This is a genomic window from Paracoccus sp. R86501 (genome assembly GCF_042466435.1).
Classification (GTDB): domain Bacteria; phylum Pseudomonadota; class Alphaproteobacteria; order Rhodobacterales; family Rhodobacteraceae; genus Paracoccus.
The window spans coordinates 2,534,842-2,549,962 of record NZ_JAXHPZ010000001.1 but is presented as its reverse complement, the minus strand read 5'-3'; the positions used below and the strand labels follow the sequence as shown (position 1 = coordinate 2,549,962).

Here is a 15,121-nt window from a genome sequence, read left to right as displayed (position 1 = left end):
CCGATCAGACGGGAAGGGCGGTGCGGTATTTCGTCTGGCGCAGCACGAAATGCGTCACCGTGCTGCGGATGATGCCAAGGGGCAGCATGCGGCGCATCAGGAAATGTTCCAGTCCCTCGGGGTCGGCGGCCACGATCTTAAGCTGATAGTCCGAGGTGCCGGTGATGGTCGCGCATTCCATGATCTGATCCTCGGACTGCACAAAGCGGTCGAAGCGCGCCAGCGTCGCCTCGGTATGGTCCAGCAATGAGACCTGCACATGCGCCATCGCATGCAGCCCCGCCTTGGCGGGGGCGACGATGGCCACCTTCCGCTGGATGACGCCATCCTCGGTCAGGCGGCGCAGCCGGCGCCACGCGGGGGATGACGACAACCCCGCCGCATCGGCCAGCGCCTGTGTGGACAGCGTGGCATCATCCTGAAGCAGCCGAAGGATACGGCGGTCGATCTCGTCCAGCGGGGGCATGGCATGCCTTTCTGTGGCGTTTAAGTGGAACCTTATGCCCCAAGATGCTTGTTGTGGCGCATATCCGGCAAGGTTTTTCCCCGCCCTGCGGTAATCTGGACCTCAGGGAGGATATGTCATGCCGAAATCGACCGAATATGATGCCAAGCATGCCGACATGGACGGCTTCATCGCCTATGACGCCGAGGAGGATGCCGTCTGGCGCGACCTTTACGCCCAGCAGCTGCCCGCCGTGCGCCGCCACATGGCCACGCCCTATCTGCGGGGGCTGGACCTTTTGCAGATGCCCACCGACCGCGTGCCGCAATGTCCCGATATCTCGGACCGTCTGGGGACGCTGACCGGATGGCGGGTCGAGCCCGTGCCCGCCCTGATCGGCTTTGGGCGGTTCTTCGGGATGCTGGCCGACAAGGCCTTTCCCGCCGCCAGCTTCATCCGCAAGCGCAAGCATTTCGATTACATCGAAGAGCCCGACATCTTCCACGAGATCTTCGGCCATACGCCGCTGCTGACCGATCCGGCCTTTGCTGCCTTCAGCCAGGCCATCGGGCAGGCGGGCACGCGATGCGACAAGGGGGATTATGCCTGGCTGATCCGGCTCTACTGGTTCTCGATCGAATTCGGGCTGATGCGGCAGGACGGCGAATTGAAGGCTTTGGGCAGCGGGCTTGCCAGTTCGGTGACGGAACTGCCATGGTCCTTGTCCGGACAGCCCGAACTGAGGCCCTTCGACGTGATCGACATCCTGCGCACGCCCTATCGGATCGACATCCACCAGCCGGTCTATTTCGTAATCGAGGATCTGGACGATCTGTTCGCAGCCGCCCGTCGCGATCTGCTGGCTGACATCGCCCATGCACGCAGCCTCGGGCTGCACGAACCGAAATATCCGCCCAAGGCCGCCGCCTGAAAGGATCCCCGCCATGACCACCTGCAATCTGGCCGACAAGACCTGCGAACCCTGCACGGGCGGTGTCGCCCCCTATGACGTCGCCACCGCACGCGACCATGTGGCGCAGCTGACCGACTGGACGCTGTCCGAGGACGCGACGCAGATCACCCGTCGCTTCGACTACAAGGGCTTTGCCAAGGCGGTCGAGATGGCCAATCTGGCCGCATGGCTGGGCAACAAGCAGGGCCACCACCCCGATATCGCCTTTGGATGGGGCTATTGCGCCGTGACCTTCACCACCCACGAAGCCGGTGGCCTGACCGAAAACGACCTGATCTGCGCTGCACGGCTGGACGAATTGACGGCTTAGGAACGCCCCTGCGGTTGCAGAAGGCTTGTTCCGATCCCGATCTGCCGCTATTCCTGCAGGGGATTGTGTAAGGGGCTGTCACGGTTGGTGGTTCGTCGGGCCAGGGCGCTGCGAACCGGGTTTTCCGCCCGTGTCGCCGCACCGGCGTTGCAACCCCTGCACGGACGAACAAGCAGGGGCATCCGGCATGGCGCGTCATGAACAAGGCTGGCTTTCACGGCGCATCCGTGCGCGCGGGGCGCGTCAATGGCAGGGCCTGCTGGACCGGGCGCAGCGCCGCAACGGCCCGGTTCCCGGCGACCTCCGCGATGAGGCCCGCGATCTGCAGCAGATCCTGACCCGTTACCTGCACACCACCGAAATCCGGTCATTGGGCGCCCGCGATTCGCTGTCGCGGATGGAACTGCCGGCGGGCACCGACTGGCGCTGGCGGCCCGAGATCCTGCGCGCCCGCAACGCCACGCCCGCCCTTGTCGCCCCGCCCAGTGGCCGCTGGCTGTCCGACGAGGTGGCGCTGTTTCACGATTGCCCGCAGCGTGCGCTGATCCTTCGCCAGTCCCGCAACCGCCGCGCCACAGACCTGTCGGATTATGCGCTGGCGTTGGAGGTGATGGGCTTCGAGGGCAGCTTCCTGTCGTTTTCACTGGGCTTTCCGGCCGAGGCGCTGGAAGGTTTGGGCGGTCACCACATCATCCGGCTGGAGGCGACGTTGCAATCGGAACGCGCGATCACCGTCTATGCCCGCCTGAACATCCAGCAGGGGCCGAATACCGAAAAGATCCTGCGCCAGATGGGCGACCCGATCGAAGGGGCGACCTGCAACCGCGTCGTCGAATTCGACCTTGGCTATGCCGAGATGTCCCAACGCTCGGTCGAGAAGGTCTGGGTGGATGTGATCTTCGAGGCCCCTTCCATGAATGCCGTGGCGCTGCGGGACGTGATCCTGTCCCGCCATGCCCGCGCCCAGATCTGAGGAGACGACCATGATGCAATTCGAAAGCCGCGGTCTGAAGGGCGGGTTGTGGCGCGGTCGCCTGACCCATCCGCAGGGCGCCCCCGCCCGCATCATCCTGATCCAGCACGGCGAGGTTCTGGCCGAGGGACGCATGACCCCCGACGGCGATGATGCGTCCCTGATCGAGGTCGATCTGCCCCGCGATGTCCTGTCGGACGGGGTCCAGACGCTGCTGCTGCGCGCCGACGCGGGCGCGTCGGGCGACGAACCCCATCCCGATGCCGAACTGCTGGCGCGCATGCCGCTGTTGGCCGGACATCCGCTGGACGAGGATCTGACCACCGAGATCACCGCCCTGCGCGCCGAGCTGGAGCTGATGAAGCGCGAATTGCGCCGTTTCGCATCCCGGGTTCTGGCTGGCTGAGCCACTGCGCCGCCCTTCATCGCGACGTCATGCTTCCTTGCGAAAAGCGGGGGGCATGGCTATATCGCGTGCTTCGTGACCGCACCCCGCGCTTGAATGATAAGGTTCGCCCATGACTTTGCCTCAGACGCCCCACTATCTGATCGACATGGCGAAACTGCGCGCCAACATGGAAAAGGTCGCATGGCTGCGCGAAGCATCGGGCGCCAAGGCCTTGCTGGCGCTGAAATGCTTTGCCACATGGTCGACCTTTGACCTGATGCGCGACTACATGGACGGCACCACGTCGTCGTCGCTTTACGAACTGCATCTGGGGCACGAGAAATTCGGCAAGGAAACCCATGCCTATTCCGTGGCTTGGGCCGATCACGAAATCGACGAAGCGGTGGGTTACGCCGATAAAATCATCTTCAACAGCCTGTCCCAGCTGGATCGCTATGCCGATAAAGCCAAGGATATCGCGATGGGCCTGCGCCTGAACCCGCGGTTTTCCACCAGCGGCTTCGATCTGGCCGACCCCGCGCGCCCCTTCAGCCGCCTTGGCGAATGGGACATGGAACGTCTGGAAACTGCGCTGGACCGCATCAGCGGCGTGATGATCCATTACAACTGTGAAAACGGCGATTTCGACCTGTTCGACCGCCAGTTGACCCGGATCGAGGATGAATTCGGGCCGCTGCTGAAGCGTCTGGATTGGGTCAGCCTTGGTGGCGGCATCCATTTCACCGGCGAAGGCTATCCCCTGCAGCGTCTGGCCGACCGGCTGAAGGCGTTTCAGGACCGCTTTGGTGTGCAGGCCTTCCTTGAACCGGGCGAAGCCAGCATCACCCAGACCACCACGCTTGAGGTCAGCGTTCTGGACATCATCAACAACGGCAAGGACGTCGCCATCGTCAACAGCAGCACCGAGGCCCATATGCTGGACCTGCTGATCTATCGCGAAGACGCCAAGCTGCCCAAGACCGGCGATCACAGTTATCAGATCGCGGGCAAGACCTGCCTTGCAGGCGATATTTTCGGCGAGGCGCGCTTTCAGCAGCCCTTGCAGATCGGTGACCGGATCAGCATCCAGGATGCGGCCGGTTACACCATGGTCAAGAAGAACTGGTTCAATGGCGTGGCCATGCCCGCCATTGCCCTGAAGGAAGAGGACGGAACGATCCGCACGGTTCGCAGCTTTTCCTATGACGATTACAAAGGCAGCCTGTCGTAAAGGCCACCCATCCTCTGCCACCCTGTGAAAGGAGACAGAATTGGCGAATAAGAACGTGCTCATCATCGGTGCCGGGGGCGTGGCGCAAGTTACCGCCCACAAGGTCGCGCAATGGGCGGGCGAATTCGGCGATCTGCATATCGCGAACCGCACGCAATCCAAGGCCGATGCCATCATCGACAGCCTGCGCGACAAGGGCCATGACATGCCCTTCACCAGCCACGCGCTGGACGCCATGGACAGTGACGCGGTCGAGGCGCTGATCCGCAAGATCGACGCAAAGATCGTGATCAACGTGGGCACGGCCTTCATCAACATGACCGTGCTGGAGGGCTGCATCCGCACTGGAGCCGCCTATATCGATACGGCCATCCATGAAGATCCGGCCAAGATCTGCGAAACGCCCCCCTGGTATGGCAATTACGAATGGAAACGCCGCGAGGATGTGGCCAAGGCCGGCATGACCGCCGTTCTGGGCGCAGGCTTCGATCCGGGCGTCGTCAACGCCTATGCGCGTCTGGCCGAGGATGAATATTTCGACAAGATCGACAGCATCGATATCGTCAACATCAACGCCGGTTCTCATGGTCGCTGGTTCGCCACCAATTTCGACCCCGAGATCAACTTCCGCGAATTCACCGGCACGGTCTATTCTTGGCAGGGCGGCGAATGGCAGACGAACAAGATGTTCGAGGTCGGCCGCGAATGGGATCTGCCCGTCGTCGGCAAGCGCAACGCCTATCTGTCGGGCCATGATGAGGTTCACAGCCTGTCCGCCCGTTACAAGGACGCCGATGTGCGGTTCTGGATGGGCTTTGGCGAACATTACATTAACGTCTTCACCGTGCTGCAGAACCTTGGCCTGCTGTCCGAACAGCCCGTCAAGCTTGCCAATGGCGAAGAGGTCGTGCCGCTGAAGGTCGTCAAGGCCGTTCTGCCCGATCCCGCCAGCCTTGCGCCTGATTACGAGGGCAAGACCTGCATCGGCGATCTGGTCAAAGGCACCCGCGACGGCAAACCGGGCGAAGTGTTCATCTATAACGTCGCCGACCACAAGGACGCTTATACCGAGGTCGGTAGCCAGGGCATCAGCTATACCGCTGGCGTGCCCCCGGTCGCGGCCGCGATCCTGATTGCGCGTGGTCCTTGGGACGTCAAGAAGATGGCCAACGTCGAGGAACTGCCCGCGCGGCCGTTCCTGGAACTGCTGGGCGACATGGGTCTGCCGACACGCGTCATCGACGCCACGGGTGACCACGCCATCTGATGGTTCCCCAATAAGAGACTGATCTTTGTTATCCCCCACGGCGGGCCGGAACATCCGGCCCGCCGCTTGCGTTCGCACCCCGAATGAAATGCACCCAAGGCGTTGGGGGACGCGGTGCTGAACGGGGGTTATGATGCCTGGTCCTGAAGGACACCTATTTCCACGCGTGCCGCAAAAGGAAAACAGCTCGGTTCCGCGCATGGCCAATTGGGCCGTGATCGGAATCTTTCTGATTCTGGCCTTTTCGGCACTGGCGGCTGGTCGCGATTTTCTGATGCCTGTGACAATGGCGCTGCTGTTGTTCTTTGTCTTCACGCCGCTGCGTCGCTTTGCACGTCGGCGCGGGGTGCCCGATGGGGCGACCGCGCTTGGCGTGACCGTGTCGATCATGCTGGCCGTGGCGATTCTGGCCTATGCGGCCAGTGGTCCGATCAGTCGCGCCATGAACAACATGCCGATCATCAGCCAACAGCTGGAGGCCAAGTTCGACAGCGTCCGCGATTCCGTCGCGGACCTGCGCGACGCGGCACAACGCATCGACGAGGCGCAAGAGGTTGCCCCCGACGACGGTGATGAGCCTTCGATCAAGGTGGAGCAGCGCGGTGAAACCACCCTTGGCACCGTCGTCAAATCCGCGCCCCTGCTTCTGGGCCAGACCTTCTTCACGCTGATCCTGCTGTTCTTCATGATCGCATCGGGTGATCTGCTGTATCTGAAGATCGTGCAAAGCTTCGACCGGATGCGCGACAAACGCGGCGCCTATCTGGCCCTGCGCGAGATCGAGGATTCGCTTGGCAACTATCTGGGCGCGATCACTGTCATCAACGCGGGCCTTGGCCTTGCGGTGGGTCTTTCGATGTGGGCTTGGGGCATGCCGGGGGCGCTGCTGTTCGGGCTCGGGGCCTTCGTGCTGAACTTCATCCCCTATCTGGGCGCCATCACCGGCGTGGCGATTTCGGGGTTGGTGGCATTGGTGGTCATGCCGGGGCTGTTCTGGCCGGGGATGGTGGCACTGACCTACCTGGGTCTGACATCGCTGGAAGGGCAGATCATCACGCCCTATTTCGTATCGCGCCGCTTGCAGATGAACACGGTGGTGGTCTTTTTGGCCGTCGCACTGTGGGCATGGTTGTGGTCGGTTCTGGGCATGGTGATCGCCGTGCCGGTTCTGGTCGTGCTGCGCGTTCTGGCCGATCATGTCCCCGGATGGGAGAAGTTCGGCAACTTCCTGGCCGGCGACGAACCCCCCGCGCTTGAGGATGACGATCAGGAAGACGCCCGCGATCTGGTCGAAGCCGGAGCCGAGGCCGAGGATGAGGCCGCCGCCCGCCAGGTCACCGCCGAGGTCGCCCGCACCCATGGTGCTCCCGACGCGGCGGACCCCTGATCAGGACCCCGCAATGCAAAACGCGGGCCGTGATGACGGCCCGCGTTTCCTGATGTCATGGTCGGCGGATCAGCCCGCGGGGGTTGCGGGGGCTGCGTGGTTCACGGCAGCTTCGATCTGCTTGCAGGTCTGTTCGACGTTGCTGTTCTGGCTTTCGGCGGCATCGCTCAGCGACATTTCAGCGTCACCGATGGCAACGGTGCCCTCAGAACCCTTTTCTTCGGCGGTCTTGCCAGTGGCTTCATCGCCTTCGGGCAGCATGCCGATCAGGCTGGCCTGCGCGTTAACGGCTTCCTGTCCGGAAAAGCCCTGTTCCTGACAATACTTGAGAATGCCCAGCTGATTGCGTGCGGCCTCATAGGTGGCGGCGGCATCCATCGCCTGCGGCGCGGGCGCGTCGGTTGCCTCGGCCTTGGCTGCCGGGGCTTCGGTATCCTGTGCCATCACGGCAACGGGGGCGGTCAGTCCAAGGCCAACGGCCAATGCGATATGGCGGATCATGCGATTTCTCCTTTTCCGTCATCTTAGCGTCTTCCGGCCTTGCGGCTTTGCGGCGCATGACAATCAGCTAGGTACCTTTGCGGGGAATTGCCCGTTCGAAATCGACGGGGCGGCGAATGTGGCGAAAGCTTGCCGCGCAGCGCCGTTTTGACGGGGGGCGATCGGCAGGTTCCGGCCATATGGCCGTCGCGGGGTCGAAAAACCGCGTGTTTTCAAGCACGTTCAGGTGAGCCGCACGTGATGTGCCGTCGGCTGGTGGCAAAGCTGCCCTAAAGGACAGGGGAACGATTCTGATGGTCGGCGGCGTTATCACTGCAATCACACGACGGAGAACGCAGATGTTCAATTCCTCGATCAAGACCCTGATGCTGGGCGGCAAGGCCGCCGCAATCGCCGCGCTGATGGCTGGTACTGCCATGGCCGAAACCACCATCATCTCGACCCCCACGGGCAATAACGTTCTGGCCACCGAAAGCGCGATGGACGCGGAACAGTCCAAAGGCATGGTCTGGGCCGACGACTTCCCCGTGCTGGAAGAGGTCGAGAACAATGACGCCATCATCGACACGATGATCGGGCAGGGGTTCACCGACCTCAAGATCACCCGCAAGGGGCCGATGCTGACCGTGACCGGCCAGCGCGCCGGTGTGCCGACCGAGCTGGTCTACAGCACCGCAAACGGTCGTCTGGTTTCGGTGGATGGTGTCGAAACCCAGGATCGCTCCGTCGAAGGCACGCCTTCAATCGCGGACCGCATGATGGACAATGTGGCCGACGGTGACGGCAATGCCGAAACGGCCGATGACGTCATGGGCACCGACACCTTGGGTGGCACCACGGAAACCGGAACGGACGCAGGCGCCGATCTGGGGGAAGCGGACGGTACCAGCCCCGGCATGGGCGCCGATGCCGACAGCAGCAGCGATACGGGCAGCGATGCCGGTTCGGACGGCAGCTCGGACGGCGGTTTCGAGGGCGGCGACAGCACCAACTGATCGTCTGTATCACAGATGAAGGATGGCCGGGCCGCAACGCCCGGCCTTTTTCATGACCCAGGTTGTGCTATCACAGGATCCCCACAGCCACGGCCAGTGACGTCCCAATGGTCCAGATCACCGCGACCCCGATGCTGTAGGTCCAGTTCCACCGCAGCCCTACGGTAAAGGCCGACCGCCCGACCAGCGACGCAGCATAGGCCACCGTCGTGATGAAAGGCGAAAAGCACATCACCGCTGACCAGATGCCGATCAGCAGCGTCGCAATGGCGGTATCCGACAGTCCGGGGATTGCCAGCTGGCTGCCAAGGCTGCCCAGCACCGATGCAGTGATGATCGGATTGATCCCGATGCAGCCCAGACCGAACAGCAGGCCCGCGAAAATCCACAGGACGGGCAGGGCGGTCAGCTGCAGGTCGATGGCCAGCAGGCGAATCGCTTCGGTGGGCATGACCTCGACGACCAGCACCGACAGCAGGCCGGCGGAAGCGAACACGCCCAGTTCGGATGCGGCAAGTGGAAAGCGTGAAACCGACGTGCCCAGCACCTGCGTCGTGGCGGACCAGGCCTTGCGCCCCCCGGTCCAGGCGGCCCACCCGAGGCTATAGCTGGGTACCACCAGCAGCAGAGATTGCTGAAATGACAGCGACGTTTGCGCATTCAGCATGATGACCGCCATCCCCAGCAGTGCCACATGCAGCAACAGCAGCCAGACCGCGCGCCTATCGGCGGGATCGGGGGGTGTCGCCGCCCGCGCTACGACCCGCCCCCGCGGCGCGGTCACACGGTCCAGCATCCAGCCATAGCCTGCGCAAAGAAACGACAGCGCAAACCCAAGCGGCGCGAAATCCAGATAGTCCAGCGAAGGCATCGAGATCAGCAGCGAATTGACCGCGAAGCCCATCGGTGACCACAGCGCCACCAGCGAAAACCCCCTCGTCACCGCCAGGGTCATGCGGCGGAACTTGACCTCTTGCAGGTCGGGGGGCAGATGCGCCGAACCCGTCGCCATCGCCCGCATCGCCATATCCAGCAGAATGGCCAGCCCGCCTAGATTGATCAGCGTTCCGAAAATATGCCCGCCAAAGTTCAGTGCAAGATAGCGCCGCCCCGGCGGCTGCGCGGTCAGATAGCGACCGGCGCGCTCGATCTCGGGGGCGGCTGCGGCGGCGGTGCGCAGCACCCCCAGCAAGGCCAGCAGCGAGGCCAGAAAGACCGCGCGCTCCAACGCATGACCAAAGACATGCACGCCCACCTCCTGCCACAGCGCGATGCCGACCAGCGCTGCAGCCAGCACCATCGGCACGATGCTGACGGCGGTCAGCTGCCGCCATGTCACCGCGAAAAACACCACCAGCGCAGCCCCTGCGGCAAAGGCCATCCATTCGATCGGCTGGAAGATCTGGAACAGCCCCGTCGCGATCACCACGCAGATGCAGGTCCGGGCGATGATGTCGGGCAGCTTGGCGGTGGATGTCATAGGACGGCGTTCCTTGGGCGGACTGGCCGCCATGCAGTTCGCCGCGCAGCCTTTCAGAGCCGTCCGGAAAGGGGAAGGGGCCGCGGGCTTGCACAATCAATAAGGGGGGGCAGCAGGATTAACGCCGGTCGCCGGGTACCTGACAGTGGCTGCATCGCCTTGCAATCAGTGGGTTTCGGGTCGCGTCAATGGCAGTGTGATTTGGCAAAGCAGATTTAGGCATGATCCTTGCAGCCGCGTTTCTGACCCGCTTGCAGCGCGCTATAGGTCATCGAATTGTCGTCGATGGTATCGTCCAACAATCGGCCAATGCCTTATTTTCAGTCCGGCACTGAATACGGCGCCGCTTTATACTTAGCCAGCTGGCCAGATGCTGACCGTTCTGCGCATGCCGTTCCGCCAGCCGACGCCCATGCGCCCCGAGGCCAGCTTCGCCGCCACAATGGCGACGTGGTCTTGGTCCCGCAGCTGCGGGAACAGGGCAGATATCTCGTCTCGCGCAGCGGCGCCGACCGGGCGGATCGCTTCGGGTTCGGTAAAGAGCGACCCGGTTTCCGCACCGTTCGAGGTGACGATCTGATGCTACTCAAACAGCAGATGGAAATATTTGACCCCTTCTTTGCAATCATGCGGATCGACGCCTTCGATCAAAAGCAGCTGTTTGGCGACGACCAGCACCTCGGTCGTGCCGAACATCCGCGTCGCGATCCGTGATGTGACCAGAATGCGATGCTGCGGTGATGCGATCAGATCGGTCGAAGGCTTGCCGTGCCCCAAAGCTTTCGTCTTGCTGCAAATCGGTCGGAACTGTGGGTTGGTCGCCATCTGGCGAGCGCTGATCCGGCGGACGGGTTGATAGCCATTTGCTTTAGCAGTGATCAGATCGCCGACCTTGATATCCTCGACCGCGACAGGTCCCTTCGGCGTTAGCAGCAGACTGCCCCTTGCAAAGCGAAAGGGCGGATCCACGTCGAAATCATAACCCATCGCACGGATGTTCGCCGACTGAGCTACTCTTCATTTTTTGGACAGGATCTGGCGTAATTTAAGCGACTCGTTGCACCAACTGATCGGGTTGGTTGATATCATTCCTTTGCCAACAAACCCCCGCCGGTGGCTTGCCGCCCAAGGCCGAGTGAGGCCGCTGATGGTTGTGGAAGGTTATCCATTTCCGGATGGCCGCCTTCGTCTTTGATCCGGTTTCCCAGTCATGAAGGTAGACGCACTCGTATATCAGGGTGCGCCACAACCTCTCGATGAAGATGTTGTCGAGGAACCGGCCTTTCCCATCCATCGATATCCGGACGCCCGATCGACGAAGCCGATCCGTCCAAGCAAAAGACGTGAACTGGGATCCTTGATGGGTATTCATGATCTTGGGCGGCCCGAACTTGTGGATGGCCTCGGTCAGCGCTTCGACACAGAAGTCATTCGACCCTGTTCTTGAACCGATGGCGAACACGGTCTCATTCCAGCATGTTCGAGATCCGCCAGGACAGAACCTTGTGGGTATGCCAGTCCATGATCGCCACGATGTAGAGGAACCCGCGCCGCATGGGCTTCTGGTAAATCGGCATCAATCCTATGAGGCGCATCAGCCGCCGGATGCGCTTTTCGTTCACCAGGTGGCCGTCGTTGCGCAGGTGTCAGGTCATCTGCCGAACGCCGAAGAATGGCGTCCCCGGAAACTGCTCGTCGATCCGCCGCATCAGACCGAGGTTCTGCTCAGACCCGCCCTTGGGCATGTAGTAGAAAGACCAGCGCGCGATTGACAGCAGCTTGCACTGCTGGCCGATCCACAAGTCCGGGTGATCCGGCTCGATCATGTCGTTCGGCATTGTCTCTCGGAACAATGGTGTTCCAATGCTTCATCACTTCCCGTCCCAAGGTAATCCCCCCATTTTTACGGGGGCTTGGTCGTAGAATTTACGCGGCCATCTTCAGTTTCTGGGCGGGTGTCATCCCGCCATTGCCCATGTTGGGGCGTTCGTGGTTGTAGGACCAGAGCCACTCGGTGGCAATCTGCTGAACCTCCTCGATGCTTTCGAAAATGTACAGATCCAGCCATTCGTGTCTGACCGTTCGATTGTAGCGCTCGACATAGGCGTTCTGCTGGGGCTTGCCGGGCTGGATGTGGGCCAAGGTGATGCCCCTGTTCTTAGCCCATTCCATGAGGGTGCCGCTGATATATTCCGGGCCGTTATCGACTCGAATTGTTCCAGGAGCACCGCGCCATTCGATAATTTGATTAAGGGCCCGGACGACGCGTTCGGCGGGCAGAGAGAAGTCGATCTCGATGCCCAGGCCCTCGCGGTTGAAATCGTCCAGGACATTCAGCAGCCGAAACTGGCGACCGTCGCCGAGGCGATCCGCCATGAAATCCATCGACCAGACCTCGTTCGGTGCGTCCGGCACAGCAAGCTCGTCCGGTTTGTCCCGCTTCAACCGTTTGCGCGGCTTGATCCTGAGGTTCAACTCCAGTTCGCGGTAGATCCGGTAGACTCGCTTATGGTTCCAGCCATGACCTTGGACATTCCTCACGTACAGGAAGCATAGGCCGAAGCCCCAGGTCTTCTTCGCTGCTGTCAGCCCCAGCAGCAGAGCCGCGATCTGCTCATTCTCGTCATCGAGCTTCGGGCTGTATCGGTAGCAGGTCTCGCTGACATCAAACGCCCGGCACGCCAGCGCGATGCTGACGCCTTTCATCGCCACCGTTTTCACGGCCAGCTCTCGGCGTTGAGTTGGCCGGACATTTTTTTCCGAGCGCTTCCTTCAGCAGGTCGTTCTGCATGCTGACATCCGCATACATGCGCTTCAGCCGCCGGTTCTCCTCGGCCATCACCTTCATCTCGGAAATCAGGCTCGCATCCATGCCGCCATACTTCGCGCGCCATTTGTACAGCGTGGCGCTGCTAATGCCATGTTCGCGGCAAAGTTCGGCAGCTGGAACGCCGCCTTCCATCTGTCGTAGCACGCCCATGATCTGGGCTTCTGTGAAACGTGTCTTCTTCATTGGAATCTCCTCGTTCATCCTGCCGAGAAAATTCTACTTCCGCATCCCCTTAAGATCGGGGGGGATTACCACAGATCCCTCGACACAAGCGTTTTGCCATACAAAAGTTGATGGTTGCCAGCAGGCGACACGACGGCAGGGACAGATCGCAAGCTCGGAAGGATCGTGCTCGGGCCGGGTTTCGCACTCGCGTCTTCGCCGAAGGCCGTCGAGGCGATCTAGCTGAGGTCTACGAGTAGGCGCATTCTCAAGGTGAAGAGTGCCTCGGCTCAGGATGCATTGATTTCCGTTTCACAGTGTGATTCACGGCTCGGAAACGGAGCGGTGACATGAGCGACCTTTTCTGGCTGACTGACGCGCAGATGGCACGCATGGCCCCCTATTTTCCGAAGTCTCACGGCAGGCCACGCGTCGATGACAGGCGAGTTCTTTGCGGGATTGTCTTCATGATCCGCAATGGCTTGCGCTGCCGTGATGCCCCTACCACCTACGGGCCCCACTAGACGCTTTGCAATCGTTGGAGGCGTTGGAGCGGGAAGGGCATTTTTGCTCGGATGATGGCGGGACTTGCTGCCGAACACGGTGAAGATGAGACCGTGATGATAGACGCGACATACTTGAAGGCACATCGCACAGCGATCAGTATGGCCGTCAAAAAGTGGGGCGTGGTCGCCTGATCGGCCGTACCAAAGGGTTCAAGGGAAAAAGAAACTGTCCGGTGGACAGTTTTGCCCGAGAACGGAACACAAAGCTGCACGCGATTCGCGACAGCTGGGGACGACCGATCGACCTGTTCATCACCGCCGGTCAGGTGAGCGATCATATCGGCGCACGGGCGCTGCTCGGCGGCCTGCCAAACGTCAAATAGCTGCCTGGCGATCGCGGTTATGATGCTGACTGGTTGAGAGACGCGTCGCAGGACAAGGGGATACGCGCCTGCGTCTCCTGTCGGAAGCAACGCAAGACGCCGGTCAAGTATGACAAGCGACGCGACAAGCGGCGAAGTCGTATCGAGATCATGTTCGGCAGGCTCAAGGATTGAAGGCGCGTGGCAATGCGATACGACAGATATCCGAAGATCTTCCTCTCGGCCGTCAACGCATGCGTTGACCCCGCGCAGCAACCGTCATCTATTGATTATAAATCCTGATCCGAGGCCTGATCGTCGCAAGCCTGAAGCGTATGCCGGACGCAATGAGGCTCCTGCCTAATCTTCGGTAGGTCGGGGCAGCGCGATAGGACAGTCTTCTAATGGGGAGATTTACGCATGGGGCAGTGAAACCAGCTGGAAGAATTTGGTGAGGCATCCAACAATCGTTCGCTGCTCCTGCGAACTATAGGCCAAAGCCTAAGTTGCAAAGTCGGCCTCGGCTATTCTTTCCTGCCCGCGCCACAGGACGAAAAGACCGGTCAGCACGATCAGGACTGAGCCTGCCAACATGCCCATGGTTAGCGTCTCACCGAACAGGGCACGCCCAGGGCGATGCCGAACAAGAGCCGAATGTAGCGGAACGGCATGACCGCCGATACATCGCCCGTGCGCATCGCCTTCATCAGGCAAGAGTAAGGCCCGATACCCACAAGAATGGTGCCTGATAGCAGCAATGCGGCATGGGCATTGGGAAGCAGAGATGCTTCGTTCTGCCAGAGAGAAAATATCAGACCCGCCACCGCCAGCGCCAGAAAGCCGTAGAGGCCGAGAATGGCGGTGCTCAGGCTCTTAAAAGCGGCCCGGCTGGCGAGGTCGCGACCTGCAAAGCCAAGCATGCCGATGACCGCCAGAACCGATAGCGCCGAGAGGTCTTCCGTTTCAGCGCGGATAATAGTGAAACCAGAAGGCGTCTAAGAAAATCGGGGCTATTCATACCTTCAGGCAGCGGGCCCTAAAGGGGGGCTGCCCGACAGGGTTTACAGCCGTTCTAGGAGTGGTTTCACGATCATGATTCACCTTCTTGTCAACGGGCACGAGCTCTCTGTAAAGACATAGATCACGTCGGGCCAGACGTGGGACTATTTTGGTTTGGATCCGGTGATGGGCGACAATCTCTCCCGCCTGAGCGTGCTGCCGGTGATCCCAATTCGCAAATCACGCGTAAACCGTTCGATGTATCCTCTAGGGGGCGTGGTTGAGCGCTGCTCCAACTTGCACGAGAACGCG

At 61.3% G+C, this 15,121-nt stretch carries 18 protein-coding genes and 1 pseudogene; 10 read left to right on the top strand and 9 right to left on the bottom strand.

The window, feature by feature from the left end:
- Positions 1-4 precede the first annotated feature (4 nt).
- Positions 5-466, bottom strand: a complete 462-nt coding sequence (locus SJY40_RS12485) for an Lrp/AsnC family transcriptional regulator (protein ID WP_378946875.1) — start codon at positions 464-466, stop codon at positions 5-7.
- A gap of 118 nt (positions 467-584) precedes the next feature.
- Between SJY40_RS12485 and SJY40_RS12480 the strand changes: the two genes are divergently transcribed.
- The 7 genes from SJY40_RS12480 to SJY40_RS12450 all read left to right on the top strand — a co-directional run bounded on the left by SJY40_RS12480 (position 585) and on the right by SJY40_RS12450 (position 6,974).
- Complete coding sequence (locus SJY40_RS12480) at positions 585-1,376, top strand: phenylalanine 4-monooxygenase (protein WP_378946872.1); 792 nt, start codon at positions 585-587, stop codon at positions 1,374-1,376.
- A 13-nt stretch (positions 1,377-1,389) separates the two neighbouring features.
- Complete coding sequence (locus SJY40_RS12475; RefSeq protein ID WP_378946869.1) at positions 1,390-1,728, top strand: 4a-hydroxytetrahydrobiopterin dehydratase; 339 nt, start codon at positions 1,390-1,392, stop codon at positions 1,726-1,728.
- Between the two features lie 187 nt (positions 1,729-1,915).
- Positions 1,916-2,701 (top strand): DUF6478 family protein, encoded by a 786-nt coding sequence (locus tag SJY40_RS12470; protein WP_378946866.1) that lies wholly within the window; start codon positions 1,916-1,918, stop codon positions 2,699-2,701.
- A 10-nt stretch (positions 2,702-2,711) separates the two neighbouring features.
- Positions 2,712-3,107 carry a hypothetical protein gene (locus SJY40_RS12465; RefSeq protein ID WP_378946863.1) on the top strand — a complete coding sequence of 132 codons (396 nt, stop codon included), beginning with the start codon at positions 2,712-2,714 and terminating at the stop codon, positions 3,105-3,107.
- A gap of 118 nt (positions 3,108-3,225) precedes the next feature.
- On the top strand, positions 3,226-4,320 hold the full coding sequence (gene nspC, locus SJY40_RS12460; protein WP_378948437.1) for a carboxynorspermidine decarboxylase: 1,095 nt from the start codon (positions 3,226-3,228) through the stop codon (positions 4,318-4,320).
- A 40-nt stretch (positions 4,321-4,360) separates the two neighbouring features.
- Positions 4,361-5,587 (top strand): saccharopine dehydrogenase NADP-binding domain-containing protein, encoded by a 1,227-nt coding sequence (locus SJY40_RS12455; protein ID WP_378946860.1) that lies wholly within the window; start codon positions 4,361-4,363, stop codon positions 5,585-5,587.
- Positions 5,588-5,753: 166 nt separating this feature from the next.
- Positions 5,754-6,974: an AI-2E family transporter gene (locus SJY40_RS12450; protein ID WP_378946857.1), complete on the top strand. Its 1,221-nt coding sequence runs from the start codon at positions 5,754-5,756 to the stop codon at positions 6,972-6,974.
- Positions 6,975-7,043: 69 nt separating this feature from the next.
- On the opposite strand, the gene SJY40_RS12445 is transcribed toward SJY40_RS12450, so the two are convergent.
- Positions 7,044-7,475: a pore-forming ESAT-6 family protein gene (locus SJY40_RS12445; protein ID WP_378946854.1), complete on the bottom strand. Its 432-nt coding sequence runs from the start codon at positions 7,473-7,475 to the stop codon at positions 7,044-7,046.
- A 338-nt stretch (positions 7,476-7,813) separates the two neighbouring features.
- Between SJY40_RS12445 and SJY40_RS12440 the strand changes: the two genes are divergently transcribed.
- Entirely contained in the window at positions 7,814-8,470 is a 657-nt protein-coding gene (locus SJY40_RS12440; RefSeq protein WP_378946851.1) for a hypothetical protein, read from the top strand.
- A gap of 70 nt (positions 8,471-8,540) precedes the next feature.
- Here SJY40_RS12440 and SJY40_RS12435 read toward each other — a convergent pair whose 3' ends face one another.
- The 6 genes from SJY40_RS12435 to SJY40_RS12410 all read right to left on the bottom strand — a co-directional run bounded on the left by SJY40_RS12435 (position 8,541) and on the right by SJY40_RS12410 (position 12,963).
- The gene (locus SJY40_RS12435) at positions 8,541-9,950 is read right to left on the bottom strand and encodes a hypothetical protein (protein ID WP_378946849.1); all 1,410 of its coding nucleotides are present in this window, start codon (positions 9,948-9,950) and stop codon (positions 8,541-8,543) included.
- 582 nt (positions 9,951-10,532) lie between these two features.
- Positions 10,533-10,937, bottom strand: a complete 405-nt coding sequence (locus SJY40_RS12430) for a Hint domain-containing protein (RefSeq protein ID WP_378946846.1) — start codon at positions 10,935-10,937, stop codon at positions 10,533-10,535.
- Between the two features lie 58 nt (positions 10,938-10,995).
- Entirely contained in the window at positions 10,996-11,412 is a 417-nt protein-coding gene (locus SJY40_RS12425) for a transposase (protein ID WP_378946843.1), read from the bottom strand.
- A 4-nt stretch (positions 11,413-11,416) separates the two neighbouring features.
- Positions 11,417-11,593 carry a hypothetical protein gene (locus SJY40_RS12420; RefSeq protein ID WP_378948434.1) on the bottom strand — a complete coding sequence of 59 codons (177 nt, stop codon included), beginning with the start codon at positions 11,591-11,593 and terminating at the stop codon, positions 11,417-11,419.
- Between the two features lie 3 nt (positions 11,594-11,596).
- On the bottom strand, positions 11,597-11,776 hold the full coding sequence (locus tag SJY40_RS12415) for a hypothetical protein (RefSeq protein ID WP_378946840.1): 180 nt from the start codon (positions 11,774-11,776) through the stop codon (positions 11,597-11,599).
- Positions 11,777-11,876: 100 nt separating this feature from the next.
- Positions 11,877-12,963 (bottom strand): IS3 family transposase gene (locus tag SJY40_RS12410; RefSeq protein WP_378946837.1). Its coding sequence is split into 2 segments (ribosomal slippage): positions 11,877-12,702 and positions 12,701-12,963, totalling 1,089 coding nucleotides; the frame shifts between segments, so codons are not numbered across the junction.
- 74 nt (positions 12,964-13,037) lie between these two features.
- Between SJY40_RS12410 and SJY40_RS12405 the strand changes: the two genes are divergently transcribed.
- Both SJY40_RS12405 and SJY40_RS12400 read left to right on the top strand, forming a co-directional pair.
- Complete coding sequence (locus SJY40_RS12405; protein ID WP_378948431.1) at positions 13,038-13,202, top strand: GSU2403 family nucleotidyltransferase fold protein; 165 nt, start codon at positions 13,038-13,040, stop codon at positions 13,200-13,202.
- Positions 13,203-13,292: 90 nt separating this feature from the next.
- Positions 13,293-14,002 (top strand): annotated as a pseudogene (locus tag SJY40_RS12400) (IS5 family transposase); the annotation flags it as partial.
- Positions 14,003-14,412: 410 nt separating this feature from the next.
- Here SJY40_RS12400 and SJY40_RS12395 read toward each other — a convergent pair.
- A complete protein-coding gene (locus tag SJY40_RS12395) occupies positions 14,413-14,730 on the bottom strand; it encodes a hypothetical protein (protein WP_378946834.1) in 318 nt (105 codons plus the stop codon).
- Positions 14,731-15,121 lie beyond the last annotated feature (391 nt).

What these genes read in the sequence shown, in the direction of transcription:
- SJY40_RS12485 (WP_378946875.1), bottom strand. Translation starts at nt 466, where the DNA reads ATGCCCCCGCTGGACGAGATCGACCGCCGTATCCTTCGGCTGCTTCAG.
- SJY40_RS12480 (WP_378946872.1), top strand. Translation starts at nt 585, where the DNA reads ATGCCGAAATCGACCGAATATGATGCCAAGCATGCCGACATGGACGGC.
- SJY40_RS12475 (WP_378946869.1), top strand. Translation starts at nt 1,390, where the DNA reads ATGACCACCTGCAATCTGGCCGACAAGACCTGCGAACCCTGCACGGGC.
- SJY40_RS12470 (WP_378946866.1), top strand. Translation starts at nt 1,916, where the DNA reads ATGGCGCGTCATGAACAAGGCTGGCTTTCACGGCGCATCCGTGCGCGC.
- SJY40_RS12465 (WP_378946863.1), top strand. Translation starts at nt 2,712, where the DNA reads ATGATGCAATTCGAAAGCCGCGGTCTGAAGGGCGGGTTGTGGCGCGGT.
- SJY40_RS12445 (WP_378946854.1), bottom strand. Translation starts at nt 7,475, where the DNA reads ATGATCCGCCATATCGCATTGGCCGTTGGCCTTGGACTGACCGCCCCC.
- SJY40_RS12440 (WP_378946851.1), top strand. Translation starts at nt 7,814, where the DNA reads ATGTTCAATTCCTCGATCAAGACCCTGATGCTGGGCGGCAAGGCCGCC.
- SJY40_RS12435 (WP_378946849.1), bottom strand. Translation starts at nt 9,950, where the DNA reads ATGACATCCACCGCCAAGCTGCCCGACATCATCGCCCGGACCTGCATC.
- SJY40_RS12430 (WP_378946846.1), bottom strand. Translation starts at nt 10,937, where the DNA reads ATGGGTTATGATTTCGACGTGGATCCGCCCTTTCGCTTTGCAAGGGGC.
- SJY40_RS12415 (WP_378946840.1), bottom strand. Translation starts at nt 11,776, where the DNA reads ATGATCGAGCCGGATCACCCGGACTTGTGGATCGGCCAGCAGTGCAAG.
- SJY40_RS12395 (WP_378946834.1), bottom strand. Translation starts at nt 14,730, where the DNA reads ATGCTTGGCTTTGCAGGTCGCGACCTCGCCAGCCGGGCCGCTTTTAAG.